This window comes from Belliella pelovolcani (genome assembly GCF_900156785.1).
Taxonomy (GTDB): domain Bacteria; phylum Bacteroidota; class Bacteroidia; order Cytophagales; family Cyclobacteriaceae; genus Belliella; species Belliella pelovolcani.
In genome coordinates this window covers 21,921-47,769 of sequence record NZ_FTOP01000022.1, presented here as the reverse complement: position 1 = coordinate 47,769, position 25,849 = coordinate 21,921, and the positions used below count along the sequence as shown (strand labels likewise).

24 protein-coding genes and 2 tRNA genes are annotated in these 25,849 nt (G+C 37.9%); 13 read left to right on the top strand and 13 right to left on the bottom strand.

Annotated elements, in window-relative coordinates; genetic code table 11:
* Positions 1-81 precede the first annotated feature (81 nt).
* Complete coding sequence (locus BW935_RS18590; protein WP_076502976.1) at positions 82-288, top strand: hypothetical protein; 207 nt, start codon at positions 82-84, stop codon at positions 286-288.
* A 178-nt stretch (positions 289-466) separates the two neighbouring features.
* Here the strand turns inward: BW935_RS18590 and BW935_RS16955 are convergent, their stop codons facing one another.
* The 5 genes from BW935_RS16955 to BW935_RS16935 all read right to left on the bottom strand — a co-directional run bounded on the left by BW935_RS16955 (position 467) and on the right by BW935_RS16935 (position 5,977).
* A complete protein-coding gene (locus BW935_RS16955) occupies positions 467-1,213 on the bottom strand; it encodes a hypothetical protein (protein WP_076502975.1) in 747 nt (248 codons plus the stop codon).
* Between the two features lie 353 nt (positions 1,214-1,566).
* The gene (gene mnmE / locus BW935_RS16950) at positions 1,567-2,946 is read right to left on the bottom strand and encodes a tRNA uridine-5-carboxymethylaminomethyl(34) synthesis GTPase MnmE (RefSeq protein WP_076502974.1); all 1,380 of its coding nucleotides are present in this window, start codon (positions 2,944-2,946) and stop codon (positions 1,567-1,569) included.
* A gap of 2 nt (positions 2,947-2,948) precedes the next feature.
* Positions 2,949-3,398, bottom strand: coding sequence for a thioredoxin family protein (locus BW935_RS16945; protein WP_076502973.1), 450 nt, complete (start codon positions 3,396-3,398; stop codon positions 2,949-2,951).
* Between the two features lie 231 nt (positions 3,399-3,629).
* Positions 3,630-4,292, bottom strand: coding sequence for a metal-dependent transcriptional regulator (locus BW935_RS16940; protein WP_076502980.1), 663 nt, complete (start codon positions 4,290-4,292; stop codon positions 3,630-3,632).
* A gap of 563 nt (positions 4,293-4,855) precedes the next feature.
* Positions 4,856-5,977, bottom strand: coding sequence for a glycosyltransferase family protein (locus BW935_RS16935; RefSeq protein ID WP_076502972.1), 1,122 nt, complete (start codon positions 5,975-5,977; stop codon positions 4,856-4,858).
* A 41-nt stretch (positions 5,978-6,018) separates the two neighbouring features.
* Between BW935_RS16935 and BW935_RS16930 the strand changes: the two genes are divergently transcribed.
* Together BW935_RS16930 and BW935_RS16925 are read left to right on the top strand one after the other, a co-directional pair.
* A complete protein-coding gene (locus tag BW935_RS16930; RefSeq protein ID WP_076502971.1) occupies positions 6,019-6,834 on the top strand; it encodes a 2,3,4,5-tetrahydropyridine-2,6-dicarboxylate N-succinyltransferase in 816 nt (271 codons plus the stop codon).
* Between the two features lie 32 nt (positions 6,835-6,866).
* On the top strand, positions 6,867-7,469 hold the full coding sequence (locus BW935_RS16925; protein ID WP_076502970.1) for a tetratricopeptide repeat protein: 603 nt from the start codon (positions 6,867-6,869) through the stop codon (positions 7,467-7,469).
* Positions 7,470-7,771: 302 nt separating this feature from the next.
* On the opposite strand, the gene BW935_RS16920 is transcribed toward BW935_RS16925, so the two are convergent.
* Entirely contained in the window at positions 7,772-8,524 is a 753-nt protein-coding gene (locus BW935_RS16920) for an outer membrane protein assembly factor BamD (protein ID WP_076502969.1), read from the bottom strand.
* 107 nt (positions 8,525-8,631) lie between these two features.
* On the opposite strand from BW935_RS16920, the gene BW935_RS16915 reads away from it, so the two are divergent.
* Positions 8,632-9,855: a BaiN/RdsA family NAD(P)/FAD-dependent oxidoreductase gene (locus BW935_RS16915; RefSeq protein WP_076502968.1), complete on the top strand. Its 1,224-nt coding sequence runs from the start codon at positions 8,632-8,634 to the stop codon at positions 9,853-9,855.
* Complete coding sequence (locus tag BW935_RS16910) at positions 9,848-10,198, top strand: hypothetical protein (protein ID WP_076502979.1); 351 nt, start codon at positions 9,848-9,850, stop codon at positions 10,196-10,198. The genes BW935_RS16915 and BW935_RS16910 overlap by 8 nt, the downstream gene beginning before the upstream one ends.
* Positions 10,199-10,225: 27 nt before the next feature.
* On the opposite strand, the gene gap is transcribed toward BW935_RS16910, so the two are convergent.
* Positions 10,226-11,224 (bottom strand): type I glyceraldehyde-3-phosphate dehydrogenase, encoded by a 999-nt coding sequence (gene gap, locus BW935_RS16905; RefSeq protein ID WP_076502967.1) that lies wholly within the window; start codon positions 11,222-11,224, stop codon positions 10,226-10,228.
* Between the two features lie 299 nt (positions 11,225-11,523).
* On the opposite strand from gap, the gene BW935_RS16900 reads away from it, so the two are divergent.
* Positions 11,524-11,595: transfer RNA gene (locus BW935_RS16900), tRNA-Glu, on the top strand.
* A gap of 33 nt (positions 11,596-11,628) precedes the next feature.
* Positions 11,629-11,700: transfer RNA gene (locus tag BW935_RS16895), tRNA-Glu, on the top strand.
* A gap of 131 nt (positions 11,701-11,831) precedes the next feature.
* Here the strand turns inward: BW935_RS16895 and BW935_RS16890 are convergent.
* Together BW935_RS16890 and BW935_RS16885 are read right to left on the bottom strand one after the other, a co-directional pair.
* Positions 11,832-14,027: a B12-binding domain-containing radical SAM protein gene (locus BW935_RS16890; protein WP_076502978.1), complete on the bottom strand. Its 2,196-nt coding sequence runs from the start codon at positions 14,025-14,027 to the stop codon at positions 11,832-11,834.
* Between the two features lie 284 nt (positions 14,028-14,311).
* Complete coding sequence (locus BW935_RS16885) at positions 14,312-16,858, bottom strand: M14 metallopeptidase family protein (RefSeq protein WP_076502966.1); 2,547 nt, start codon at positions 16,856-16,858, stop codon at positions 14,312-14,314.
* A 159-nt stretch (positions 16,859-17,017) separates the two neighbouring features.
* Here BW935_RS16885 and BW935_RS16880 point away from each other — a divergent pair, with 159 nt between their 5' ends.
* Positions 17,018-17,764 (top strand): 3-keto-disaccharide hydrolase, encoded by a 747-nt coding sequence (locus BW935_RS16880; protein WP_139325568.1) that lies wholly within the window; start codon positions 17,018-17,020, stop codon positions 17,762-17,764.
* Here BW935_RS16880 and BW935_RS16875 read toward each other — a convergent pair.
* Positions 17,761-18,360, bottom strand: coding sequence for a nucleotidyltransferase family protein (locus tag BW935_RS16875; RefSeq protein ID WP_076502964.1), 600 nt, complete (start codon positions 18,358-18,360; stop codon positions 17,761-17,763). The genes BW935_RS16880 and BW935_RS16875 overlap by 4 nt on opposite strands.
* Entirely contained in the window at positions 18,353-19,462 is a 1,110-nt protein-coding gene (locus BW935_RS16870) for an XdhC family protein (protein ID WP_076502963.1), read from the bottom strand. The genes BW935_RS16875 and BW935_RS16870 overlap by 8 nt, the downstream gene beginning before the upstream one ends.
* Positions 19,463-19,679: 217 nt before the next feature.
* On the opposite strand from BW935_RS16870, the gene BW935_RS16865 reads away from it, so the two are divergent.
* The 5 genes from BW935_RS16865 (at position 19,680) to BW935_RS16845 (ending at position 25,196) form a co-directional block, all read left to right on the top strand.
* Entirely contained in the window at positions 19,680-20,132 is a 453-nt protein-coding gene (locus BW935_RS16865; RefSeq protein ID WP_076502962.1) for a cold-shock protein, read from the top strand.
* A 4-nt stretch (positions 20,133-20,136) separates the two neighbouring features.
* A complete protein-coding gene (locus BW935_RS16860) occupies positions 20,137-20,613 on the top strand; it encodes a hypothetical protein (protein ID WP_076502961.1) in 477 nt (158 codons plus the stop codon).
* A gap of 258 nt (positions 20,614-20,871) precedes the next feature.
* Positions 20,872-23,016, top strand: coding sequence for a T9SS type A sorting domain-containing protein (locus tag BW935_RS16855; protein WP_175606692.1), 2,145 nt, complete (start codon positions 20,872-20,874; stop codon positions 23,014-23,016).
* Positions 23,017-23,123: 107 nt separating this feature from the next.
* A complete protein-coding gene (locus BW935_RS16850; RefSeq protein WP_076502959.1) occupies positions 23,124-23,537 on the top strand; it encodes a hypothetical protein in 414 nt (137 codons plus the stop codon).
* 192 nt (positions 23,538-23,729) lie between these two features.
* The gene (locus BW935_RS16845) at positions 23,730-25,196 is read left to right on the top strand and encodes an SLC13 family permease (RefSeq protein ID WP_076502958.1); all 1,467 of its coding nucleotides are present in this window, start codon (positions 23,730-23,732) and stop codon (positions 25,194-25,196) included.
* Here BW935_RS16845 and BW935_RS16840 read toward each other — a convergent pair.
* Together BW935_RS16840 and BW935_RS16835 are read right to left on the bottom strand one after the other, a co-directional pair.
* Positions 25,193-25,381 (bottom strand): GIY-YIG nuclease family protein, encoded by a 189-nt coding sequence (locus tag BW935_RS16840; RefSeq protein ID WP_076502957.1) that lies wholly within the window; start codon positions 25,379-25,381, stop codon positions 25,193-25,195. The genes BW935_RS16845 and BW935_RS16840 overlap by 4 nt on opposite strands.
* A 93-nt stretch (positions 25,382-25,474) precedes the next feature.
* On the bottom strand, positions 25,475-25,765 hold the full coding sequence (locus tag BW935_RS16835) for a GIY-YIG nuclease family protein (protein ID WP_076502956.1): 291 nt from the start codon (positions 25,763-25,765) through the stop codon (positions 25,475-25,477).
* Positions 25,766-25,849: the final 84 nt, after the last annotated feature.

Here is a 25,849-nt window from a genome sequence, read left to right as displayed (position 1 = left end):
ATTTTCAGCCTACTGTCTTAGTTTCCTTAAGGCAACTAAGACAGTAGGCTGAAAGAAAGATTAAACCTTAGACACAGTTTAATGAACTATCCCAATGTAGATCCGCTTCATTTGCTAATTTCTAACCCCGAACAACTCCTAGAAAGCCTATATCAAAGCTCGACTATTTCCAAGCTTAAGTTAAATTCCAGTCATATTGAAGATCAAAATAAAGCCCTACATCAAATACTACAATCCATTCTAATCCTCAATGAATCCGTCAAAGAAATATTGTTGACAATCAAATAAATTTTAATACTTCAAATCACCCTCATTCCTCCTTAAATATTCCTTTTTATCACTAAACAACCTATCCCTTCTAATCAGTTAAGCAACCCCGACACCTCGGGGCAGTCAAACATTTCTTTCCCCTTCCTTCCAATAACCTTTTCCTTAATCAACTCAATCACCTAATCCCCTTCATCCTTCATCCTTTCATTCCCTCTAAAACCCCAACAGCCCTCTTCCCCGCCAACTCATTCTTCTTTCCGTTAACCTCTTGCAAAAAGACAATTCCCATCACCACAAACAATACCTCCTCACTTTGCAGAGCATTGCCTAAGTCCATTTCCACCATTCCATTCAAGTCAAGAGAGGCACCTAATTCAAAAGTTTCACCTTGATATTCCTGATAACCTACTTTTTCATTGATCTCATTAAGCTTACACCATAGTAGATCCACCCTGTAATGTGTAGCCCCGCCAGGAATAGCCTTTTTCTTAACACCTCCAATTCTACTAAAGTTAATTCGAACTACCTGACCTTGATGGTCAACAGTGGGCATATTTGCGATAAGGCTTTTCAATGATGTAGCTTCAAAATCAAACCCTTTCATCAATTCCAAATTGCCAAATCGCAACCTTCTATGTCCATATTCACTAACAGGGTCGGATTGTACTACCTTATGCATGCTTGAAGTCAACCTCCCATGCAAGCCATCATGCCTACCAGGATTCAATAGCCCGACACAAGACCGAGATAGTTTAGCGGCAAATTTTGAAGCATGCCCAAACTCAGAACTTACCCTCCTGGAGTTTTCAAATTCCTTTCCATGTTTTAGCTTTTTCCTACTTGGACTTCCTTTTGACCTGGAATAAAACTTTCCATTTCTCTTGTAGAAGATAACATTTCCCATTGTTCCTTCTAGTGTTAATGATCCTGTTTGCTTAGCCATTGTTTCTTGGTTTTTGAATTGATTATAAGTTAATAATAATTAATTCATTATCCTATATAAACACATATTAACTCCGTATCATATCCATATCAAATCCAAATCATACACGTATTAAACATATTATATAGCTTAATATACTTTGATATAAACCCTAATAAGAGCAGCCATAAAGACACTTTTTTAAATGATTTAAAGTAAAATTCTATTCAAAAAAAATCACTTCATGGTAGTGATTTTGAGTAAAAATTAAATAGGACTCAATTGATTCAATTCTTTGTGCTTGGACATTCCAAAACCTCAGACGGTTTCACATTCCCAATCTAAAATCTAAATTCTACAATCCATCCTCTGCGCTACTTCCCGATGCAAAACTTACTAAAGATATTCGCCAACAAATCATCCGTCGTGATCTCGCCTGTAATCTCCCCGAGATAATGTAAGGACCTACGGATATCCATCGCCAAGAAATCATTGGTCACTTCTGCATCCAGCCCATGCAATACATCCAATAGCGATTCCCTAGTTTTCACCAAAGAATCATAATGTCTGATATTGGTGACGATGGTATTGCCCGTCTTGAACTTATCCAAATTGACCAAGGCCAAGATCTGACTTTTCAGGTCATCCAAATGCTCTTTTTGACCCGCCGAAATAAAAATAGTGTCAGGATGATTAGCCTTTAATTCATTGACAAATTGATCATTAGCTTTATCTAACTTATTCGCTACTTTAAGGAATGGTACACCTAGATTTTCCAGTTTATTGATATCTCTATTGATCTCTACCATATCTGTATCTCCCAGATCAAATAGGTAAAGAATCAAGGAGGCGGTCTTCATTTTCTCCTGAGTTCGACTAACACCAATTGATTCGATCACATCAGTTGTCTCACGTAAACCTGCAGTATCGATAAATCTGAAGATTACCCCCCCTATATTGATTTCATCTTCAATAAAATCACGGGTGGTTCCTGCGATGTCTGAAACAATTGCCTTTTCTTCATTAAGTAAAGCATTGAGCAGGGTAGACTTTCCCGCATTAGGCTTGCCGGCAATCACGGTAGGTACCCCATTCTTGATCACATTGCCGAGGTCAAAGCTGCTAATCAACTGCTCCACCACACGAAGGAGTTTCTCTACCAATATCCTCAAATCATCCCTACTGGCAAACTCCACGTCCTCTTCAGTGAAGTCTAGCTCCAATTCGATCATAGAAGCAAAATGGATCAACTCACCTCGTAGTTTGGCGATTTCTCCACTGAATCCACCTCGCATCTGATTCAAAGCGGCCTGATGCGAAGTCTCTGAGTCTGCATGAATCAAATCTGCTACCGCTTCAGCCTGGGCCAAATCAAATTGACCATTCAAAAACGCGCGCTGAGTAAATTCACCTGGCTTAGCTGGTCTCGCCCCATTTCGGATCAATAATTTGATGACTTGATTGACAATATAAGAAGAGCCATGGGTAGAAATCTCCACAGCATTTTCCTTGGTAAATGACTTAGGTGCTATAAATAAAGAAACCAAAACTTCATCTATAATCCGATCTCCATCTCTGATCGTACCAAAATGTATGGTATGTGATTCTTGGCTTTCAAGGTCTTTTCCCTTAAAAATTCTATTACAAATTTTGATGGCATCTTTGCCAGAAAGTCTGATGACAGCGATAGCACCCACACCCTGAGGCGTTGCCAAGGCTACAATAGTGTCTTCTTTTTCGTGTAAACTGAACATCCTTACTTGGTAAATCGCTTCACTATACCTTCCAAACCTTCAATAAAAGGCTTTGGCTGTCTGTAGCCAGGCAATTGAGTAATATTCTCCATGGTGACATCCATGATCACAAAATTAGGATAGGAACTTACCCGCATGGTTTTGGCCATGCTAGCCTCAGTGTATTCTTTGCCTTTAAAAGTAAATTTTCGATCTTCCTTCTCTCCATGTAATTTGACCGGATAAAAATTAGCATTCACATAAGCTATGACCTCAGGATTTGTAAATGTCTCTTTGTCCATCTTCTTACACCAACCACACCAATCCGTGTAAACATCTACCAAAATCATTTTAGGATTATGCTGTGTAGCTAATGCTGCCTCCTCAAATTTCATCCATTTGATCTCCTCCTGCGCAAAAGCACTTAAACTTGCAAACAAAACCAAACAAATGATCACACTCAATTTTTTCATAATTCAAATTTAACTATTTCTACCCAATCCTTTCCAAAACGACTTCAATTCCGAGTAAGTTCAAAGGTCATTGTACATTGTACCAAGAACAAAGCCCAAAACTTTCAACTTTATCCCAAACTTTCAAACCTTACAACTTAATCAACTATTCTCCCAATAACATAATCAACTAATCACCCAATAACTCAATCAACCATTCCCGAACATTCAAACTTTCTAACCTTCAAACCCTTACTGCATCACCAAAATATTCCCCGCCACATCCTTGGACATGAAGATCGTTTTTTTGTTATCTACCAATATTTCGATTGAGCCATCAAACTCCACCTTTTCCAAGACTTTGATCCTAGCGCCAATATAAGCACCCACCTTATCCAAATATCTTAAAAACGCTGCACTGCTATCCTTTACTGCCACAATCTGACCTGAACCATTCAATTCAATCTCGTTGAGCGCTATGCGTGGCCGAGAGCGAACATCTCCAAACTCATCAGGAATGGGATCGCCATGCGGGTCAAACTTTGGAAAACCCAAATATTCATCCAGTCTTTGGATAAGGGTAGGGGATTGCACATGCTCCAATTCGTCTGCTACCTCTGCTACCTCGTCCCAAGAAAATTTTAATTTCTCAACCAAAAATACTTCCCATAGCCTATGTTTTCTGATGATACGCAAGGCCAATTTTTTCCCCTCTTCGGTCATGTGAACTCCATAGTATTTACGGTAATCTATCACCGTCTTTTCTCCGAGTTTTCGAAGCATATCACTGACGGAAGCAGGCTTGATTTTCATCCATGCAGAAATATCATTGGTAGAAGTACTCTTCTTCCCGGCTTCGGTCAACTCATAAATGGCCTTCAAATAATTCTCTTCTGCGTAAGTCAATTTAATCATAAACATCTAACGAATAAGATGGCAAAGATAGGATTTTAGCCAACACTAAAAAATAATTTAATATAGACTAAAACACTTGTGGATAACTCTAAAATCAATGTTTGCAACATATTAGGATATCCTTATTTATATTTTAGTTTAATCTAAAATAACCACAACAAATTCATAATCAATACACTAATCAATACACAATCCACTTTCATAAAGTTTGATAAATTTAACCTTGAGTTTCTCAATGCTGAAAATTGGTTTCCTTGAAAAGAATAAATATTTGTTCCCTATATTTGATGTGGATAAGTTATGCGGTTTAAAAACAGTAAGCCTTAGCCTTTGGAGTACAAAGAAATGGACTTGGCTTATCACTTAATTTCTGACAAAAATTAGACGCTTGACAATAAGAGTATACATCAAATTTAAAAGTTTACTATTCTACAAATCTATTTACTCGTTGATTAGATTTAGCTAGGAGCCTTCATGGCATCATCAATTTTAAGCTTCGTGCCTTAGTGCCTTTGTGGCATCGAAAATAAATTTAGGTCACATGGAAACTAAGGCATAAAAGCTTATTTCAAATTGTCCCCAATTAGCTGTTTTAAGATTTCTTGTTCCTTCGCTTTCCAATAAGCACTTTTTACAATTCCTTGCTCAAAAAAAGTAGCATTAAAAATATGATCAATTACTCGGGGAATATTGGTCATATCGCTAAAATCAACTTCAAAACCTGCTTGGTATTGATTGGTAATTGACGCCCATTTTTCATTCGGTGCATGTAAAAATGGTATACCCATCGCCAAGCATTCATACATTTTACTAGGAACTTTGGGACTGATACTGGGAATTTGATAATAGGGCATCAACACAAGATCCGCAACTTCATAAGCATCCAAAATACGCTCGTAAGGAATTGGCGTGAATGAAATATCCAATAAGATCTGTGAAATAGAAACTGCTGCTTCCAAAATTTTCTGAGCATACTCCTCCATAGTCACATGACCTATCACATGCAACCTTGCTGATGGAAATTGCTTGACAAACTCTCCAAACCAATATATACCCTCCAATATCCCATAAACTTCTGTTAAAGTGCCAGCGATTAGAAAATTCAAAGGTTGATTGGCTTCAAAGCGCTTTGGTACGACTTCTTTATATTCCCCAAAATACTTATTCTCTAAAATCACAGCGTTTCCAACCCATGGCATCTCTTCTTTGTAACAAACTTCTGCCAGAATATATTGATCTATAAAAGGTCTTGAACCGAATTCAATCAGTTGGATTAAGGGTAAAATCAGAAATTGAAATGGCTTGGAATTGACGCTGTTATACCTGACATTGAATCTATGATTTTCCTGAACATCATAAATTAGCTTGCATCTATTAAAGACTTTGTAAATCACAGCAGGAAGAAGCAATTCGTAAGTAGTCACGATTATCAGCTTTGGTCTGATCATTTTTAGCAATCGCAGGAACTTAATACCTACAAATAGCCTTTTAAAAGCTGTTCTCTTGCTTTCAAAGAGCGAGTGAAAATGAATATCACTTTGATCTACCGCTTTTTTTGTAGAAAATCCTATGATGTTAAGACGGTATTTATTTGTTTCACGCAGCGAAAGCGCAAACCTATAAAAAGACCTAGGATCCAAGAGGGGTTTGAGCGTAGAGGCGATGACAATCCTAGGTTTTTGCATGAATAAATCAAATTTGAATAAAAGCGAAACTAACAAAAAATATGGACTTAAAGACGATCATTGAAAGTGCTTGGGATAACCGAGAAATGTTGAAAGAAAAGGATGTTGAAATTGCCATCAAATCGGTGATTTCGGATTTAGATGCGGGCAAACTAAGAGTAGCCGAACCTTTGGAAGATGGCACTTGGAAAGTAAATGATTGGGTAAAAAAGGCGGTAATTCTCTATTTCCCAATACAAAAAATGCATACCATCGAAGTTGGTCCTTTTGAATTTCATGATAAAATGGCGCTTAAGACCAATTATGCCAAGCAGGGTGTCAGAGTTGTACCACATGCAGTTGCTAGATATGGTGCATACCTAGCCTCTGGTGTAGTCATGATGCCCTCTTATGTAAACATCGGTGCTTTTGTGGATAGTGGCACAATGGTTGATACTTGGGCTACAGTAGGTTCTTGTGCTCAAATCGGCAAAAATGTTCACTTGAGCGGTGGAGTTGGTATCGGAGGAGTATTAGAACCTGTACAAGCGGCTCCTGTAATTGTGGAAGATGGTGCCTTTATCGGCTCAAGAGCGATTATCGTAGAAGGTGTCAGAATTGGTAAAGAAGCTGTAATCGGAGCTGGTGTCACCCTCACAGCAAGTTCTAAAATCATCGATGTAACTGGATCTGAGCCAAAGGAGTATAAAGGTTTTGTGCCAGCCAGGTCTGTTGTGATCCCAGGATCATTGACAAAAAAATTCCCGGCAGGAGAGTTCCAAGTTCCATGTGCATTGATTATTGGACAAAGAAAAGCTTCTACAGACTTAAAAACATCTCTGAATGATGCTTTAAGAGAAAACAACGTTGCGGTCTAACTTGCTGCAATCTCAAACCTATTACAATAATTATGAATTATCAGATTAAAATCTTAGCAGTATTGATTGCAATTTTCACTTTCTCAGCATGTGGAGAAACTTCCAATGATGGAGATGTCTATTACGCAGCTGGACAGTATCAAGAAGCTATTAAAGCTTATGATAATGTATTGGCCACAAAGCCTAAAAATGTCAAGGCTCTTTACAATAGGGGGCGTGCTTACGAGGAATTGGGAGATCTTGATCAAGCGGAGAAGGACTTTATTGCAGCACTTGAAAATGACACAAAGAATATTCAAGTCATGTTAAGTCTTTCAAACCTGTATCAGAAAAAGAAAAACCACAACTCAGCCTTACTTTATGCAGACTATGCAGTAGAAGTTCCAGGTGCACCAGCCATGGCTTATTTTCTCAAAGCCAGAGCTTTGCATCAGTTGGGTAATACAGACGAAGCTTACAAAGAATATAGCGCTGCTATCAAAATGGATAAAGAATTTGGTCAAGCATATTTCTACAGGGGTATCTTAAAGTTAGCTACCAACAAAAGAAAATCCTCTGCCTGCGAGGATATCAATATGGCAGTCAAACTCAATTTTGAAGCAGCCATAGAAGCACAAGAAAAGTATTGTAAATAAGTTAGATTACAGATAAGCATAAATTTAAAAGGGCAACTAATCATTCAGTTGCCCTTTTTTTTGCTAGACACAATTTATTTCAAGTACAAATAATCAAATGTAGCAGGTCCAGATCCCAAGGTTACTCAATCACCCAATCCCCAATAACTCAATCAACTAATAACTCAATCCCCAATAACTCAATCAACTAATCCTTAATAACCCAATAACTCAATCAACTAATCCCTAATAACCCAATCAAAATCCAAAAACAAGTTCGGTTAATCCAAAACTTTTAAACCTTCCCAACCTTCAAACTTTATTCAATGGCTTCTCATCCTATTGAAAACCGCCGAAAGATGCCTTGGCTCCTCTGCTTTATGATCGCAAACTTGATCGGATTGTAACTGTCCCACTCCTTGACAAGTTTTACATTTTCCTGTCTCAATCTTTGTTCCATCACAGACAGGGCAAGTATGTCTGCCATCACCGCTACATTTATCACATTCGTGATATTCGATGATATTAAAAACGTTTCTTTTGGTAATCAATCCAGAACCTACGCACTTATTACAGCCCACAATTCCCTTTGCCTTGCAATAATTACAATCTTGCTCAATGTCTTTGGCTCCCTCACAAGTAAAACACACTTGAAATTTATAACCCCTCCGGTCACACAGCTGACAAGCTTTTATTTCATTTAGTGGCTTTTCCAACATAGATTCCAAAGCCTTTGCTTTTTCAAAATTCTCTCCTTTGAGCCCGTTCAACTCTAAATATTTATTTAGAAAGTTGGCGCTGTTATCATATTGCTTCAACTGAAATAAGGTCTCTGCAAAATAATAAGGCATTTCTGGCGGAATAGGAAGGTTGGATTCTATGATTTGTCTGAAGAAGTTGTTTGCCTTTTCATAATCTCCCTTATTCATTTCAGCCAAAGCATTATTCATCATTCTAGATGTACCACCCAAAGTTGGCTGCACTTGTGAATTGGCCACAGTGGCTAACAAACAAAGGAAAAATATCAAGACATAAGATTTGATCACTTTTGGGCTATTCATTGGGCTTTGACTCATTTTTATAAATTCCTGTGGTTTGTATTGGCAAAATAATGACCTTTACGGCATAAATCAATTTCAAGCTAAACTTTAATTCCAAGCTCAGACTGGAATAACATCAAAATATGCTAAAAGTTGGAATAATAGGAGCAGGGGCGGCAGGATACTTTGCGGCCATTCATGCCTCAAGTCAACATAATCAAGTTACTATCCTAGAAAAGACATCAAAGTCTCTGGCCAAAGTAAAGATTTCTGGTGGAGGGAGGTGCAATGTTACACATGCAGCTTTAGAAGTCAATCACCTTGTCAAAAACTATCCCAGAGGAGAGAAGTTTTTAAAAAAATCTTTCCAGCAATTTGCCGTCAAAGATACCATTGATTGGTTTGAGAGTAGGGGAGTAAAATTGAAAGTTGAAGCTGATGGACGGATGTTTCCTATTTCCGATGATGCTGAGTCAATCATTCAAGCTTTGAAAAATGAAGCATTAAAAAAACAAGTGACCATCAAATATCAGTTTGGGGTCAGTGAGATTAGATTTAGCAGTCAAAAGTTTGAATTGAGTAATGGAAAGGAAACATTGGTTTTTGATAGATTAATCATTTGTACTGGTGGAAGTCCAAAACTTGAGGGTTTTGATTTTATCAAAGCATTAGGGCACGAAATTCAAGCACCTGTACCTTCTCTATTTACCTTCAATACCCCATCAGAACCAATCAAAAGTCTAATGGGAATAGCAATGCCCGAAGCACATGTCAAGCTCGAGGGGACAAAACTTTCTTATAAAGGTCCACTTTTGATTACCCATTGGGGTATATCAGGACCAGCAGTGCTCAAGCTTTCTGCTTTTGGAGCAAAATGGCTGGCAGAGCAGACTTACAAGGCAAAAGCGCATATCAGGTGGAATGCATCTTGGACAGAAGATGGATTAATGCAAGATGTCAATCAATTTAAAACTGCTCATCCTAAAAAGAAAGTAAGTACAAACCCATTGTTTGGTATTCCAGCTAGGCTATGGGAGCATATTGTGCTGCGGGCAGATATCAAGGAGGCTGATTTGTGGCATGAAATATCAAAAAAGCAATTGAATAGATTAATCCAGAATCTTTTTTGCTATATTGTTGCCATCGAAGGAAAGACTACTTTCAAAGAAGAGTTTGTGACAGCTGGTGGAGTAAGTTTGAATGGAGTCAATCCTGAGACGATGGAAAGCAAAATCACACCCGGTTTGTTTTTCGCTGGCGAAGTATTGGACATAGACGGGATTACTGGAGGTTTCAACTTTCAAGCCGCTTGGACAACAGGATATATCGCTGGAAAACATGCTGATCAACCCAAAAACAATGAATAGAATTCCACCTGTTAATTTTGACCGAATTGACGAAATGGCTGAAGGTGATATGGAGTTCAGAAATGAACTGATCACTGCAATACATAATTCCCTGATTGAGCTAAAAGAAAAGTATCTAGAAGGCTCTGAAGAGGAAAATATTGAAACCATTCAACAAATTCGTCATAAAGTAAAGCCAACATTAGCGCTTTTCGAAATCGAAAAACTCAATGATGTTGTTCTCAATGGAAAAACTATCATAGAAGAATCGGGATTTAAAGGGCCATTTCTAACCCATTTGGAGGAATTTTTAGATGCTTGGCAGGAAGCTTTCGATTTTGTAAAAGAGAATATGGAGGGATAAAAAAAAACAAAATGTGAGCCCAAAAGCTCACATTTTTATTTTCCTGACTAAATCAACCAGCCTGTTTGAATAGCCCGCTTCATTATCATACCAACCCACAATTTTTACCAGATTACCCTTAGCTGAAGTTAAGCCAGCATCAAAAATACAGGAATGGGGATTACCAATAATGTCAATAGACACTAAGGGGTCATCGGTATATTCTACTATCCCCTTCAATCCACCATTTGACTCTTGTTCAAAAATCTGATTAACCTCTTCAGCTGTAGTATCTCTATCTAACAAAACAATCAAATCTGTCAAGGATCCATCAGGTACAGGAACTCGCATGGCTGATGCCTCAATTTTTCCTTTCAATTCGGGTAGTACGATTTCCATCGCCATTGCCGCATGCGTAGTTGTGGGAATAATGGAATAAGCTGCTGCCCTTGCTCTTCTCAGGTCTCGATGCGGTGCATCATGCAAGTTTTGATCATTGGTGTACGAGTGTACGGTAGAAACATAGCCCTTTTGAATGCCAAAATGGTCATTCAAAACTTTGACCATTGGAGCCAAACAATTTGTTGTACACGAAGCATTGGATATAATCTGTTCATCTCCTTTGATCACATGATCATTGACTCCGAGTACCACCGTGGGAACGGCCTCTGACTTAGAAGGAGCAGTTATAATCACTTTCTTTGCACCAGCTTTCAGATGCTTGGAAGCACCTTGAAGATCAGTAAACTTACCCGTAGACTCTAAAACTATATCTACCGACAAATCTGCCCAAGGAATTAATTCAGGGTTCTTTTCAGCAAAAATTTTAATCAATTTCCCATTGATTCGTAAGTTGCCATCAGACTCTTCTACACGATATGGGTACTTACCGTGAACCGAATCATATTGAAGCAAATGGGCTAGGGTAGAAGGGTCTGTGAGGTCATTTACCGCTACCAATTCTATATCAGGCTGTTCTAGTAATAGTTTGATCGTCAATCTTCCGATTCTACCACAACCATTGACAGCTACTCTCTTTGTATTCATTTTGGGTGCTCTGATTTCAGGCCACGAAGTTAATAAACCTGCATTACAAAGTCTACAAACAAGATAGATTAGGGAAAGTTTCAATGCTTTTATAATATCAATAAGGCTATAAGAAACCTGATCAAAGCCATATTAAATGTAAGGCCACCAAGCCCAATGATTGACCGAAAATATTTTTCGCTTATTTTCAAGCTATTGGATTTCCAAACCAAATATTTTTTGGTCATGTTTTGCTTTGTGAATTTAACCCTCTATATTTGCATCACCATTGAGAAAAAGGGTTAAAATGATTCAAAAATGGTCCGTTCGTCTAGGGGTTAGGACGTATCCCTTTCACGGATAAAACACGGGTTCGATTCCCGTACGGACTACAAAATCTTTTAACCTTTTTTCTTTGTTTAAATGGTCCGTTCGTCTAGGGGTTAGGACGTATCCCTTTCACGGATAAAACACGGGTTCGATTCCCGTACGGACTACGACAAATTGATGTTTTTCATCGTTCAGATTGTTGTAACGCTGTTTTATCAGCTTCACATGATGAATTTGTTTTATGGTTGTTAGTGGTTAAAGTGAGTGAAAATCCGGTCTTTTAGGCCGGATTTTTCATTTATACCCTTGTCATTCCAGCATCCATCAAGTCTATCCAAAGCTGTGAATACACCAAAGTTTTGATGTCCCCAAAACCTGCCTCTTGATACGATTTCTCTAACAGAGCATAAGTCAAATCCTTTTGACCCTGCATCGGCTTCATGGCCCTTATATTTTCGGCCAACCATTCGCCTTTTGCTAAATCAACCTCCAGTTCAAAACTTGAATTTTTATTTTCAAAAAGTAGCTTGACCCGATTACTTCGATTATTGCTTTCTTCCATTTTCAATTCTGGCAGATTACCTATCCATACCAATTTCGAATTGGGCTTGGTCTCTAAAGTATCTGGCTCGGAAATAGCCTTGATTATAAAATTGGATTTCACACTTGTCCTTGGCACCCTAAAATCAAACCACTCTTGAAGAGGAAAATCAAAGCACATGCCATGCATATAGTTAAAAAGCGCTTTCTTGAGTCCTTTACTGAATAATTCATGGTCAGCTCCTTGAGGATCTTCATGACTTAAATCATTATCCGCAAATAAACCTTTTTCAGGACCTACCTTTACCACACCAAATTTTTCGGGCTGCAAACCAATAGGGGCATGCGCCGTCATGGCAAATAAATGCCAAAACCCAGACTGAATCACATTGTTTTCAAACAACTGACGTACCATCTCCAGACTATCTATGGTCTCTTGTGCAGTCTGTGTTGGAAAACCATACATCAAGTAAGCATGAACCATGATCCCAGACTCTGTGAAATTCCGTGCCACCCGAGCAACTTGTGCTACGTTGACACCTTTTTGCATCATGTCCAGAAGGCGGTCTGAGGCTACTTCTAATCCTCCAGAAACTGCAATACAGCCTGAAGCCTTTAATAATCGACACAAATCATACGTGAATCGCTCCTCAAATCTAATATTTGTCCACCAGGTGATACTTAACTTCCTTCTCAATAGTTCTATGGCTAACTCCCGCATCAAAGCAGGTGGTGCTGCTTCATCTACAAAGTGAAACCCTGTTTGTCCAGTCTGTGCTATCAGCTCCTCAATTCTATCGCAAATCAAAGCTGCTGAAACTGGTTCATAATTCTTGATGTAATCCAAAGTAATATCACAGAAAGAACACTTCTTCCAATAGCAGCCATGTGCCATGGTCAGCTTATTCCACCTACCATCAGACCAAAGCCTATGCATGGGATTCACGACTTCAATCACAGAAAGATACTTATCCAATTGAAGCCCCCTGTAATCTGGTGTACCTGTTTGACTGAAAGGAATATCTCTTTCTTTTGGATTATTCAAGTAGCGAACTTCTCCATCAACCAAAGCAAATGTTCTCTTTAGGGATGTAAGATCACTTTGTCCTTCTAAATATGATATCAAATTCATCAAGGGTCGCTCACCATCATCTAAGGTAATGTAATCTACATATTTGAAAACTCTTGGCTCTTGTAATGATCTCAGCTCTGTATTGGGATAACCACCACCCATCGCTACTTTAACAGACGGATAGTTGTTTTTTATGTATTGGCCAATTCTCAAAGCACCATAAAGGTTTCCTGGAAAAGGAACTGAAATACATATCAATTCAGGTTGATGGCTTTCCATTAGCTCCTTCAACTCTTCGATCAACACTTGATCTACAAAGGATAGCTTACCTTGCAATTCTTGCTCTAATGGATCAAAATGAACTGCTGACCTTCCCAACCTTTCCGCGTACCTACTAAAACCAAAGTGAGGATCCAAAGCCTCTTGGATCAAATCACCCAGATCTTCTAAATATAAAGTAGCAAAATGCCGAGCCTTATCTTGAATTCCCATACTTCCAAAAGCCCATTCAAGCTCTTCTATATGATCAAACCTTGAAGCCTGAGGAAGAAAGTCTCCATCACAAATATTATAAGCAATAGTTGGGTTCTTAAATTGTAAAAAATCTATAACAGCTGTAATCGTACTCAAATAATCATCCTTAAGCTTGAGAATCCTTTTTGAGTTTAAACTCAAATTTTTATATCTCTGATTTTCAATATTTTCAAATAAATCATTTAAACCTTTTTTTGAGAAAATCTTAAGAATCACATTCAATCCTAAATCAGCCTGAAAGGCGTCTTTGCCAAGGGTATTCAGAAATCCCTTGATATATGCCGTAGCAGGATAGGGGGTGTTGAGCTGGGTAAATGGAGGTGTAAGTATTAGTATTCGAGTAGACACAAGCAATAAAATTTGTTCAAAGTTCGTCAAATTATCTGAATTTCACTTCAACAACAAAAAGCCAAGCAAAAAAGGATTGCTTGGCTATTCTATAAATTTTATATGTATATCCGCTTACTTACAAGTAGAACCAAAATAATGGAACAAACCTGTGATTTATAGCCAATATCAATGAATAACTTGTCCGCTGTAGCGGATCTAATATCTATTAGTATCGGATTTATATAAGTCCTTATTTAAATTGGTTAGTTGTATAATTGCGGATAATCATACCGCAAAATAACCTACATCTTATTCCCAAAGAAAATTGCATTTAAGAATAGCTTATTAGTTCCAAACCAAGTTCCTCGAAAATTTGGATTGTCCACAAAATGAACAACTTTTCCTCGCCCAACGGAAGATACCAAAGTGCTAGCACTTTGCTTAATCATTTCCAAATTTGTGGAAGAAACATAACCACTCATTAGCGGCTCAGCACTGTATCTCACTGGAGTTTGATAAGGGTCAGCGGAAGGCTTGAGGAATATACTAGAGTTTCTATAAACAGGCAGCTCTGATCGTCTAAAACCAAAGCCTAGCGGATGGGTAATATCTAATTCTGCTAAATAAATACTTCCTCCAATAGCTTGCGCTCCCTGAACATCCCTCCTTGATGAATATGGTAAAAATTCATTTTGTCGTTCTTTTCGCTCAACTTCCAAATAAGATTCCTGAACGATACCCTGACTGATCAACCATTGACTCACTGATCTCAATGAAATGATTGTTCCACCTCGAGATAACCAATCTTTCAAATGATTGATTTGTCCAGCAGACAAAGAAGAATAATTTCCAGAAGGTAAAATCAAAGTATTGTAATCGAATAGATTTACTCTTCCAAAACTACTTAGGTCAACTTTACTGATTGGCATATTGACCTTGCTATCCAATAAATGCCAAATTTCTCCAGCTTCATATTGAGATGTCCCTTGACCAATAAGCATCAATACTTTAGGTACTTGAATAGCTGAGACATTATTACTGCCCAAATCAATCCCAGACTTACTCAAACCAGTCGCTGTTGCAAACACATCCTGTCCAGATACTTGAGCAGCATTTTGAAGGACTTGCCTCAATTCTCCACTACTCAATGATTGAAAACCAGTAGGAATGATCAAGCTACCTGCTGGAAATTCCATTTCACCATCATCCGTCAAGGCGCTAAACGGAAGCATATTCGTTTCAACATGAACACCTGACTGCTGAATTTGATGTAGAAACTTAGGCGCAAAGTAATCGGACCAATTGACCAAATAGGCTACATATGGACTTTCGGTTGGGAAGCGAAGCTCTGAATCTTTGACTTTTTCAATACGATTACCTTTCATTGAGGCGTTGGCTTGAGAAGCAAATGGCATATCATAAGCCAATGCCATAGTCCAAGCAGATGCATCATAAAAGACAGAATCTGCAAACTCAGTCACCTTTTCAAACATGGTTCTTACCATTCTATACTGGGGCTGTACTGTCGGGACAATCCAAGATTTTCCTTTCTCATACTTCACTCCAAATAATGATATATCTTTATCATTTTCATACACTTGTATGCCATGATCCAAAAGAAGCTTTAAGAATAATTTATTTTTGGATGCATCATATACATCTCCAAAAATATAAGATTGTACCCTGTCTTTTTTGGCCTCGTCTATGGCTGATTGAAAAAACTCTCTCAAATAATCATGCATAAAAACCCTCTCCTTGACACCAGCTTCCATCGTTGCTATTGATATTTTTAGCTGATTTCTAATGGTAAAAGCAAAGGTGATATCGCCCCGCTGTGATTGCTGCACATGACCACGTGAGCTACCTTGCTCAAACACTAGACCCAATCCACCTTGTATATCGGGATAAGTCGAGCCATAGCCAGGATAAGAATTATCAAAAGTTTCTTTGGTCCAGTATAAGCTTCCTATTTCATCTAGGGCCTTGGCAAAGTAGCCTGCAAACTTATTATTTATCTCGTCATAGTTCTTTCTCGGAACCACTGGATTTTCACTTCCAAAAGGTTTGGTGGGCTCGAAGAAATAGGTGCTATTAGTACCCATTTCATGAAAATCACCAACTACATTGGGATACCATTGGTGGTACCATTTGATTTTACTTTGCGTCTCTACTTGTGCCAGTGGTAACCAATCACGGTTCAAATCAAACCAATAGTGGTTTACTCGTCCACTAGGCCAGATTTCATTATGCTCTCTATCCAAAGGATCTGCTACAGGAGGGAAGCCTTTGTGCATATTTGCCCAATTGGTATGTCTATCTCTACCATCTGGATTGATAGCTGGATCTATCATGACGATTGCATTTTCCCTGATTTCTTTTGCCTTTTCACTCTGAGAGGCTAATAACCAATACGCCGTGAGAATTGATGCTTCTCCCCCTGAAGGTTCATTCCCATGTACACTATATGCCAAATTAATAATGGCTGGCATATTAGATACATCTGGCTTTGGTTGATTTGGATCGACAAGCTGTAGGTGCTTTTGCCTGATGCTTTCAAGATTATTAATATGATCAGATTTTCCGATGATTAGCACCACCAAAGGGCGAAGTTGATTTGTCTGATTTATAACTTGAAGCTCAGCCTGATCAGAAGCAGCAGCCAAAGCTTCAAAATAAGCAATCAGTCTATCATACCTGGTATGCCATTCTCCGATCTCGTAACCAACAAAATCTTGAGGCTTTGGAATATCAGCTGAAAAAATCTCACCTGGGAAATAGTATTCATCTTGCGCAGATGCTGGTCTGTAGATTAGACTTATCAAGCCAATTAAGAGTAAGAAGTGTTTCATTTGATTTCTATTATTCTTAAAATTATTTCTTGAATTTACGATTAGAAATGATGGGATTCAAAATGAAAATCCATCAATGGCTTTATAAATATAAATTTTTCCTGTAGCTTAATTTACTATTCACATAAAACCCTAAATCATCATCCTATGAAAACCTTAATGAAACATGTTATTATCCTTGCTTGCCTTTTCTATATTGGAATTGCCTCAGCACAACAAAAGGATATCAAACTTCCACCAGAAGCAACTGAGTTTTGGGAGCCTGTACCTCGGAAAGTTACTCCGGGTACTGCTAACCATTTGGCTCCTGATGATGCCATTGTTCTTTTCGATGGATCAGACTTAAGTCACTTCGAAAGCGTAAGAGACGGTAGTCCAGCTAAATGGACTCTTGCGAATGGAGCCATGACAGTAGCTCCACGTACGGGTGACATCAGAACCAAGCAATCTTTCGGCGATATGCAACTACATATAGAATGGAGTTCTCCTACAGAAATCAAAGGAGAAGGACAGGGAAGAGGTAATTCTGGTGTGATTATCATGGGACTTTACGAAATCCAAGTACTTGATTCCTATGAAAGCAGAACTTACTCTAATGGCCAAGCTGCAAGCGTTTATAAACAATACCCACCCCTTGTCAATGCAATGAAAAAGCCCGGAGAATGGAATAGCTATGATATATTTTTCACAGCTCCAAGATTTAATCAAGATGGAATGCTCACCGCGCCAGCCAAGGTCACTGTCGTACACAATGGAGTATTGGTACAAAATGCAGTAGAGCTAAAGGGGCCTACAGAGTATATTGGTATACCAAATTACAAAGCCCATGAATCAAAACTGCCTTTTGTACTTCAGGATCATGGTGACTTAGTAAGTTTCAGAAATATCTGGGTAAGAGAACTCTAGGAATCCATTTTCAGAAGATTCTGATAATCATCTTCGGTATCAATATCTATTGAACCTAAGTCAAATTTAATCAAGTCACATTGGTGAAGGTGTCTAAGAATGATCTTCTTAGCACCTTCTTTATTTTGTAAAGTCAATAGTTCTCCAAAATGCTTTGAATCAAAAAGTGCTGGCACTCCTACAGTATCACCATAGCTACAAGCTACAATCCCATTCTCTTTTTTAGTGATTATTTCATTGATTAGCCCTTCATTTACAAAAGGTTGATCGCAGAGGATGATTACGACTTGATCTATGGCATATTTTGAAATTAGATAGGTCAAACCTAACTTCATGGAGCAAGACATACCGAGTTCCCAATCGTGATTGACAATGAGTGAAAAATTAGATAAATCAACTTGAGCTTGAATCTCTTGAGCATTACCACCCAAAACAATCACAAATTCATCAATTTGACTTTTTAGAATTGAAGAGATTGACCTTTCTAATAGCGTCTGCTCTTCAAACATCAATAGCTGCTTAGGTCTACCCAGCCTTGTAGAACTACCAGCAGCTAACAAAATAGCGCCTGTTTTTAGTTTATTCTGATTAATCATGAATGGGACCTGATTTTTCTCGAAGCGAAAAGGGTTTTCTTTTTGACATCACAGCCTTGATTTCTGCTAAAATAGACAATGCAATTTCCTCTGATCCCTCTGCTCCAATATCTAATCCAGTAGGGCCAAAAATATTTGATTCATTCACCACAATTCCTTGAGAATTGAGTCTTTCAAAGAGCTTTTGAGTTTTTTTCTTTGGGCCTAGAATACCAATATAAGGCAAATCATAGGAGATGAATTGGCTTAAAACTACTACTTCATATTCAAAATTATGCGTCATTAACAGCACTACAGTGTTGGTGTCAAAAGACAACTGCTCAACCACTTCATTTGCAGGAGCTACTATGATCTGACTAGCAGCTGGAAATCTTTCTTGTGTTGCATACTGCTTTCTTCCATCAATTACAATCAAGTTCCAACCTAGGATATGAGCCATTTGAGCAAGAGGAATCGTATCATTCCCTGCACCAAATAAAATCAGTTGAAGACTTGGCTTGATCACTTCTACAAAAACATGTAAACTTTGACCCCCTTCAAGTTCAATGACAGAAGAGGAATTCTTATCATATTGATTAACAATATTTTGAAGCTTTTTAATTAAAGCAGTATCTACCAAATTAGCTGATAAAATTTCCTGCTCGTCTTGCCTAAATAGAACTGTCCCTATTTGTGATGATCTTGAATGAATTAATGAAAAAACAGTTAAGATTTTACTATTCACTCTTTTTCGAGAAGCAAGTTCTAGCAACAACACAGGATTACTAGAGTCATCATAATCCAATGGCTCAATCAACACTTGTATGATTCCATTGCATCCTAGCCCGATACCAAACTTTTGATCATCTTCATCTGTGGTGTCATAAGTTACTAGCATTGACTTATTTTGAAAAATAACTGCCTGTGCCTTTCTCAAAGCATCACCTTCCAAACATCCTCCGCTAATTGCACCAGTGATTTGGCCTGACTCGCTTACCAACATTCTTGCACCTGGCCTTCTGTATGCAGAGCCATCGACTTTGACCACAGTAGCCAACGCTGATTTAATATTTGATGATTTATTTTTGTAGTATGCTGAAATGATGAGTTGAAGCTCTTTCATGAATCATAATATTTTCTCAAATCTATGAAAAAATGCACTGAAGGATTGGAATATTCTATCAAAGGCAATTTTACAGTGATAAATACGAGAAACTCAAGCTTGTAGCCAAAGAAAGATATTTTTAGGTTCTCAATTTCTAGATAGAAAATATAGGTTTAAAAAATACTTCTTAATATAAAATAGGAATTCTTCTAAAAAACTTAGTATTTTGTACCATATGGCAAAATCAAGAGAAACCTTTAATAAAAAAGAGAAGGAAAAATTAAGACAAAAAAAGAAGCAGGAAAAACTGGATCGTAAGGAAGCGAGAAAATCTGAAGATAAATCAACAGATTTTGCAGACATGATCGCTTATGTAGACGAATTTGGAAATATCGTAGATACTCCACCAGATCCTACAAAAAAGAAAAAAGAGATCGATGCGGATAGTATCGAGATCGGAGTACCAAAGTATGTAGCAACAGAAGAAGATAATGCTCCTAGAAAAGGAAAAGTTACTTTTTTCAATGAATCCAAAGGATATGGATTCATTAAGGACGAACAAAGTCAAGATAGCGTATTTGTCCACATCAATGGATGTGTAGATAAAATACAGGAGAATGATAAAGTCACCTTTGAAACAGAAAAAACTCCAAAAGGATTAAGTGCAATTCAGGTAAAGCTGGTTTAATTCTATGAAGATTCCAAGTCTTGCAGAAATCAAGAAAGAATTATCAAATCTCAATGATCAGGAGCTCAAAAACCTGATCATTGATTTAAGTAAATTTAGTAGAGAGAATAAATCCTACTTATTTTTCAAGCTTTTTGAGAGGGATAATCCTCAGATTTTTGTAGAAATGGTTCAAGAAGAACTTGAGCTTGAATTTAGTAAACACAGTACATCAAATATTCATACTGCAAAAAAATCTGCCCAGGCAATTCGTAGGAAGTTGAATAAAAACCTGAAGTTAACCAAAGATGTAACTGCTCAGATTGAATTAATTGCCTTTTTCTGCAAAAACATGCGGGCATATGGCTATTTATCTTTTCGACATCCTGTCATTGAAAACTTATACAGAATTCAAGTAGGGAAGATTGAGACATTAGTAAAGAAACTGCACGAAGATCTACAATATGACTATGTTTCAGTATTGGAAGATTTGAAATTTTAACATTCATTTTTGAAGCATGATGTATTAAAGCGTAACTTGGTTGTATTTCAAACCAAAATATAATAATCAATAAAATAAGGCATTAAGACCTTAGATAGCACTTTTTAGCATCAAATGAAGTATTTTATATGTAATCAAAAAAGATCAATGATGTAGTTATGATGTAATACTTTTTAGTAATGTGCATTCTCTTAGAAGTACATTGGGGGAAATTTTATTATCCATTTTAACAATTTCCCAAAATAAATTTTCATGCCTATGAAAAATTTTACCATTTTATTATCAATCATGTTTGTGTGTTTTTTTGAATTAAATGCTCAGACACAAATGACACTTCCAGTAAATTTCAATGAAGCTGATGTAAACTATGGCGTCATCGGATTTGAAGGCGCTGAGAACTCAGAAATCGTTGAAGACCCAACAGATGCCAACAATAATGTGGTCAGAGTGGTCAGGTCTAATACTGCTGCTACATTCGCAGGAACTACCGTGACAGCTGTCCCTAATGGCGTACAGACTGGATTTGCATCCCCAATTCCTTTTACCGCTACTGACACTAGAATGTCAGTCAGAGTTTGGTCTCCTGACGCGGGTATTCAGGTTAGATTGAAAGTTGAGGACTTCCAAGACCCTACCAAGTCCGTAGAAACTGAAGCCACATCGACTGTAGCTGGCGATTGGGAAACACTCGTTTTCAACTTCGCCAATCAGGCTCAAGGTACCGAAGCACTCAATCTCAACAACAACTTCAACAAGGCTACCATCTTCTTCAACTTTGGTGTAGATGGTCAAACTGCGGGTGAAAAGACTTATTATTTTGATGACATGGCTTTTGTAACCGGAGGTGGTGACAACGGAGGAAATGATGGTGATTCTGAAAACCTTCCAACCATACCTGTTGACTTTGAGTCAGACGATCTAACCTACGAATTCTTAGATTTTGAAGGTGGTGTACTTTCTAGAATTGCCAATCCACAAATCAACGAAGACAACAACAGTGCTTTTGTAGGTCAAATGGTCAAAGGGCCAGGAGCTGTTTTTGCAGGTTCGGTCATGCCACTTGCCAGTCCTATGGACTTTAGCCAAGGTAAAACTGTAAGAGTGAAAGTTTTCATGCCTAGAGTAGGAGCTAAGCTACTTTTTAAAGTAGAAAACCAAAATAACCCTGATATCAATTTTGAAAGAGAGCTTACTGGTACTGTTGCAAATCAATGGGAAACATTAGACTTTGATTATTCAGCAATCAACACTGCACAGAGCTATCAGAAAATCGTTCTGATATTTGACCTCGGAACTGCAGGTGATGGATCTGCTAATTTTACTTATTTGATAGATGACATTCAAATTGTAGATACTGCTGGAGATGGTGGGGGAGAGACAGACCCTAATCAAATGGATCTACCTGTTACTTTCGACGAAGCAGAAATAAACTATGGCGTCATCGGATTTGAAGGCGCTGAGAACTCAGAAATCGTTGAAGACCCAACAGACGCCAACAATAAGGTGGTCAGAGTGGTCAGGTCTAATACAGCTGCTACTTTCGCAGGAACTACCGTGACAGGTGTCCCCAATGGCGTACAGACTGGATTTGCATCCCCAATTCCTTTTACTGCTACTGACACTAGAATGTCAGTCAGAGTTTGGTCTCCTGACGCGGGTATTCAGGTTAGATTGAAAGTTGAGGACTTCCAAGACCCTACCAAGTCTGTAGAAACTGAAGCTACATCGACTGTAGCTGGCGATTGGGAAACACTCGTTTTCAACTTCGCCAATCAGGCTCAAGGTACCGAAGCACTCAATCTCAACAACAACTTCAACAAGGCTACCATCTTCTTCAACTTTGGTGTAGATGGTCAAACTGCTGGAGAAAAGACTTACTACTTTGATGACATGATCTTTGGGGAACCAGATATTGATGAATGCGATGGACTAGAAACACCAAGTATAAGCATCAGCGGACAAGGAACGGAAGTTATAACATTAACATCAAGCTCTGAAGAGGGAAATCAATGGTTTTTAGATGGAAACCCAATAGAAGGAGCTACTAGCCAAAGTATTGAGGTTAGTACATTCGGTGTCTTTTCTGTTCAGGTTACGATAGGGGATTGTATCAGCGAATTTTCTGACAATGTTTCCTTAATTGTAAATAGCCTTGAAATTAATCCGAATAGAGAGGTCAAAGTGTATCCAAATCCAGTTGAAAACACTTTAAACATAAGTGGCTTGCAGGAGGATGTGAGAAGTCTTCAAGTATTTGATGTTTCTGGTCGATTATTGCCAATTACATTTGAATATCAAGAAGGAGTATATCAAGGAGATGTTGCCAACTTAGGAAAAGGGCTATACATTTTGTGGATACAACAAGGAAACAGAAGTTTCCCAGTTAAAGTCATGAAAAAATAAAACTTATCACACCTGGTTTTTTCAAAGCCAGGTGTGTAATAGGCTTGAAATTAAAAGAAATAAATATGAAACTAAGAAATATATTAAGTTCAACCAAAATGCTATCAATGGCCATCTTAATATTGATAGTTGGATCGATTTCTTCTTGTGAAAAGAAAGAGATTCCAGACCTCACAGAAGAGCAACTTAGGCGAATTAACCTGACTACATCGACTTGGAGACTTGAAAGAGTAACAGTAGACGGGATGAATCAAACTGAAGTTTATAGAGATTTGCAGTTAAACTTTTCTGCCTCAAGCTTCACATCCACAAATGGACGCGTTATTTGGCCTGAAACTGGCACATGGGAATTTACAGATGATTCAAACACAGTTATCAGAAGAGATGATGGACTGTTAGTTACGATTCAAGTAGTCACCAGTAATTCATTAATTCTAGCATTGGCTTGGGAATCTGGCTCAATAACAACCGGAAGAGTTTCAGCGATTGCAGGAAATCACATTTTCGAATTTGGTAGATAAAATTCAATAGGGCTTATATTTCAAAAAGGCTGGGTCTGTTATGGATTCAGCTTTTTTATTTGTCCAAAAACAATGAAATTTTAAATATATTAATGTTGTATAATTTACATTATGTTAAATATAGAATAATACTTCATTCCTTACATATATTACATTGCATAATTCTAGATTATTAGCTAATCTTAGAATCGTATGACTATAAACAATAAAACATCCAAAACAAATACGTTTGGGTTAATCTTGGGTCCTCTATTATTTTTAGGGATATTATTATTTTATAAGCCGGAAGATTTATCTTTTGAAGGCCTCTTTATGTTAGCACTAACAGCATGGATCGCCACTTGGTGGATCACTGAAGCCATTCCGATTTCTGCCACAGCCTTGCTGCCGCTCGTATTGCTTCCAATAGCAAATGTCTTACCCATAGCAGAAACAGCCAAGTCATATTCACACCCAATGGTTTTATTGTATATGGGAGGATTTATGATCGCAATGGCCTTAGAAAAATGGAACCTACATAAACGAATAGCACTTACGATCATTAATTTGATTGGATTGAATGTCAAACTAATCATTCTTGGGTTCATGATTGCGACAGCATTTTTGTCGATGTGGATTTCTAATACCGCTACAAGCCTCATGATGCTTCCAATTGCGATCGCAGTTACTTCTCAACTCGATCCAAATCAAAATATTGATAGTCAAATTGGCAAGGCACTAATGCTTGGTGTGGCATATAGTGCATCGATTGGCGGATTAGCGACATTGATTGGTACACCTACCAATATTATTCTTGGAAGCGTCATACAAGAATTATTTCAAGTGGAAATATCTTTTAACAAATGGATGACATTTGGTTTACCAATTTCAATTGTGCTCCTTTTTATTTGCTGGTATTATTTGACTAGGTTTGCATTTACTTTTACACAAATTAGCTCAGAAGATTCTGCTAAAGTGGAAATTAAAAAGCAGTTGGATGACTTAGGTTCAATAAGCATAGCAGAAAAGAGAGTTGGTCTAATTTTTGGCTTGGTGAGCATCGCATGGATCAGCCGATCAGGATTTCTGGACAAGCTCCTCCCCTTTTTAGATGATACGATTATTGCCCTATCTGGAGTCTTACTTTTGTTTGTAATTCCCTCTGGAAAAGGAACTTTCAAACTTTTGGATTGGAAAACAGCTGAAAAAATTCCTTGGGGTATTTTGATCTTATTTGGTGGAGGTCTTTCACTAGCTGAGGGCTTCAAAACGTCAGGGCTTGCACAATGGATTGGAAATCAATTTGTCACTTTAGAATTTATAGGTTTTGGCCTATTCTTATTGATTATCATATTGGCTGTCAATTTTCTCACCGAAATCACCTCCAATATGGCCACTGCCTCTATGCTTTTACCCATTCTCGCTGCTGTATCTTTCTCTATGGGTGTACATCCATTTGGTTTGATGATTGGAGCTACTATGTCTTCGAGCTGTGCATTTATGTTGCCTGTAGCCACACCGCCAAATGCAGTAGTTTTTGGCTCAGGTTACTTGCGAATGCGTGACATGGTCAAAGCAGGACTTTGGATGAACCTAATATCGATTATCATTATCGCCTTATTCACTTATTTCTTACTTCCTTTGATATGGAATATAGAATTGAAAAATTACCCTTTCTAGATTTGATTTTCAGAATTACACAAGATCAAGTAGAAAACATCCCAGTCTTCTGCCCTATCTGTGAACGAGCCCTTGAAAACATGCCGATTATGCTGATCTACCCTTGAGTCTATATTTTCAGTATAACCAATGTAATATTGGTCAATCGATCTAGAATAAAGTATGTAAACATAAAACTGTTTCATCCTCGAAAAAATTGGTGAAAATAAAAAAGGGTAGCTTTTGCTACCCTTCTGAGCCCCTTGCCGGTCCCGATAGCTATCGGGATAAAGAGGCCTTTATTTGTATTTCTCAAGTAATTTCTCTGAAATCTCAGGGAAAGTTTTGAGGTTTTCTAAATACTTTCTTGACTTATTTTTCTTGATGTGTTTTTCTACAGATTGGGCTTGATTTTCAGTATTACACAAGATCAAGTAGAAAACATCCCAGTCTTCTGCTCTATCTGTGAACGAGCCCTTGAAAACATGCCGATTATGCTGATCTACCCTTGAGTCTATATTTTCAGTATAACCAATGTAATATTGGTCAATCGATCTAGAATAAAGTATGTAAACATAAAACTGTTTCATCCTCGAAAAAATTGGTGAAAATAAAAAAGGGTAGCTTTTGCTACCCTTCTGAGCCCCTTGCCGGTCCCGATAGCTATCGGGACA

Excerpts from the sequence above, each read along its gene's own strand:
- BW935_RS16920 (WP_076502969.1), bottom strand. The coding sequence starts at position 8,524 with ATGAGTCAAAGCCCAATGAATAGCCCAAAAGTGATCAAATCTTATGTC.
- BW935_RS18590 (WP_076502976.1), top strand. The coding sequence starts at position 82 with ATGAACTATCCCAATGTAGATCCGCTTCATTTGCTAATTTCTAACCCC.
- BW935_RS16910 (WP_076502979.1), top strand. The coding sequence starts at position 9,848 with ATGAATAGAATTCCACCTGTTAATTTTGACCGAATTGACGAAATGGCT.
- gap (WP_076502967.1), bottom strand. The coding sequence starts at position 11,224 with ATGAATACAAAGAGAGTAGCTGTCAATGGTTGTGGTAGAATCGGAAGA.
- BW935_RS16945 (WP_076502973.1), bottom strand. The coding sequence starts at position 3,398 with ATGAAAAAATTGAGTGTGATCATTTGTTTGGTTTTGTTTGCAAGTTTA.
- BW935_RS16840 (WP_076502957.1), bottom strand. The coding sequence starts at position 25,381 with ATGAAACAGTTTTATGTTTACATACTTTATTCTAGATCGATTGACCAA.
- BW935_RS16880 (WP_139325568.1), top strand. The coding sequence starts at position 17,018 with ATGAAACATGTTATTATCCTTGCTTGCCTTTTCTATATTGGAATTGCC.
- BW935_RS16860 (WP_076502961.1), top strand. The coding sequence starts at position 20,137 with ATGAAGATTCCAAGTCTTGCAGAAATCAAGAAAGAATTATCAAATCTC.
- BW935_RS16835 (WP_076502956.1), bottom strand. The coding sequence starts at position 25,765 with ATGAAACAGTTTTATGTTTACATACTTTATTCTAGATCGATTGACCAA.
- BW935_RS16855 (WP_175606692.1), top strand. The coding sequence starts at position 20,872 with ATGAAAAATTTTACCATTTTATTATCAATCATGTTTGTGTGTTTTTTT.
- BW935_RS16885 (WP_076502966.1), bottom strand. The coding sequence starts at position 16,858 with ATGAAACACTTCTTACTCTTAATTGGCTTGATAAGTCTAATCTACAGA.
- BW935_RS16940 (WP_076502980.1), bottom strand. The coding sequence starts at position 4,292 with ATGATTAAATTGACTTACGCAGAAGAGAATTATTTGAAGGCCATTTAT.
- mnmE (WP_076502974.1), bottom strand. The coding sequence starts at position 2,946 with ATGTTCAGTTTACACGAAAAAGAAGACACTATTGTAGCCTTGGCAACG.
- BW935_RS16930 (WP_076502971.1), top strand. The coding sequence starts at position 6,019 with ATGGACTTAAAGACGATCATTGAAAGTGCTTGGGATAACCGAGAAATG.
- BW935_RS16925 (WP_076502970.1), top strand. The coding sequence starts at position 6,867 with ATGAATTATCAGATTAAAATCTTAGCAGTATTGATTGCAATTTTCACT.
- BW935_RS16875 (WP_076502964.1), bottom strand. The coding sequence starts at position 18,360 with ATGATTAATCAGAATAAACTAAAAACAGGCGCTATTTTGTTAGCTGCT.
- BW935_RS16845 (WP_076502958.1), top strand. The coding sequence starts at position 23,730 with ATGACTATAAACAATAAAACATCCAAAACAAATACGTTTGGGTTAATC.
- BW935_RS16935 (WP_076502972.1), bottom strand. The coding sequence starts at position 5,977 with ATGCAAAAACCTAGGATTGTCATCGCCTCTACGCTCAAACCCCTCTTG.
- BW935_RS16850 (WP_076502959.1), top strand. The coding sequence starts at position 23,124 with ATGGCCATCTTAATATTGATAGTTGGATCGATTTCTTCTTGTGAAAAG.
- BW935_RS16865 (WP_076502962.1), top strand. The coding sequence starts at position 19,680 with ATGGCAAAATCAAGAGAAACCTTTAATAAAAAAGAGAAGGAAAAATTA.
- BW935_RS16915 (WP_076502968.1), top strand. The coding sequence starts at position 8,632 with ATGCTAAAAGTTGGAATAATAGGAGCAGGGGCGGCAGGATACTTTGCG.
- BW935_RS16955 (WP_076502975.1), bottom strand. The coding sequence starts at position 1,213 with ATGGCTAAGCAAACAGGATCATTAACACTAGAAGGAACAATGGGAAAT.
- BW935_RS16870 (WP_076502963.1), bottom strand. The coding sequence starts at position 19,462 with ATGAAAGAGCTTCAACTCATCATTTCAGCATACTACAAAAATAAATCA.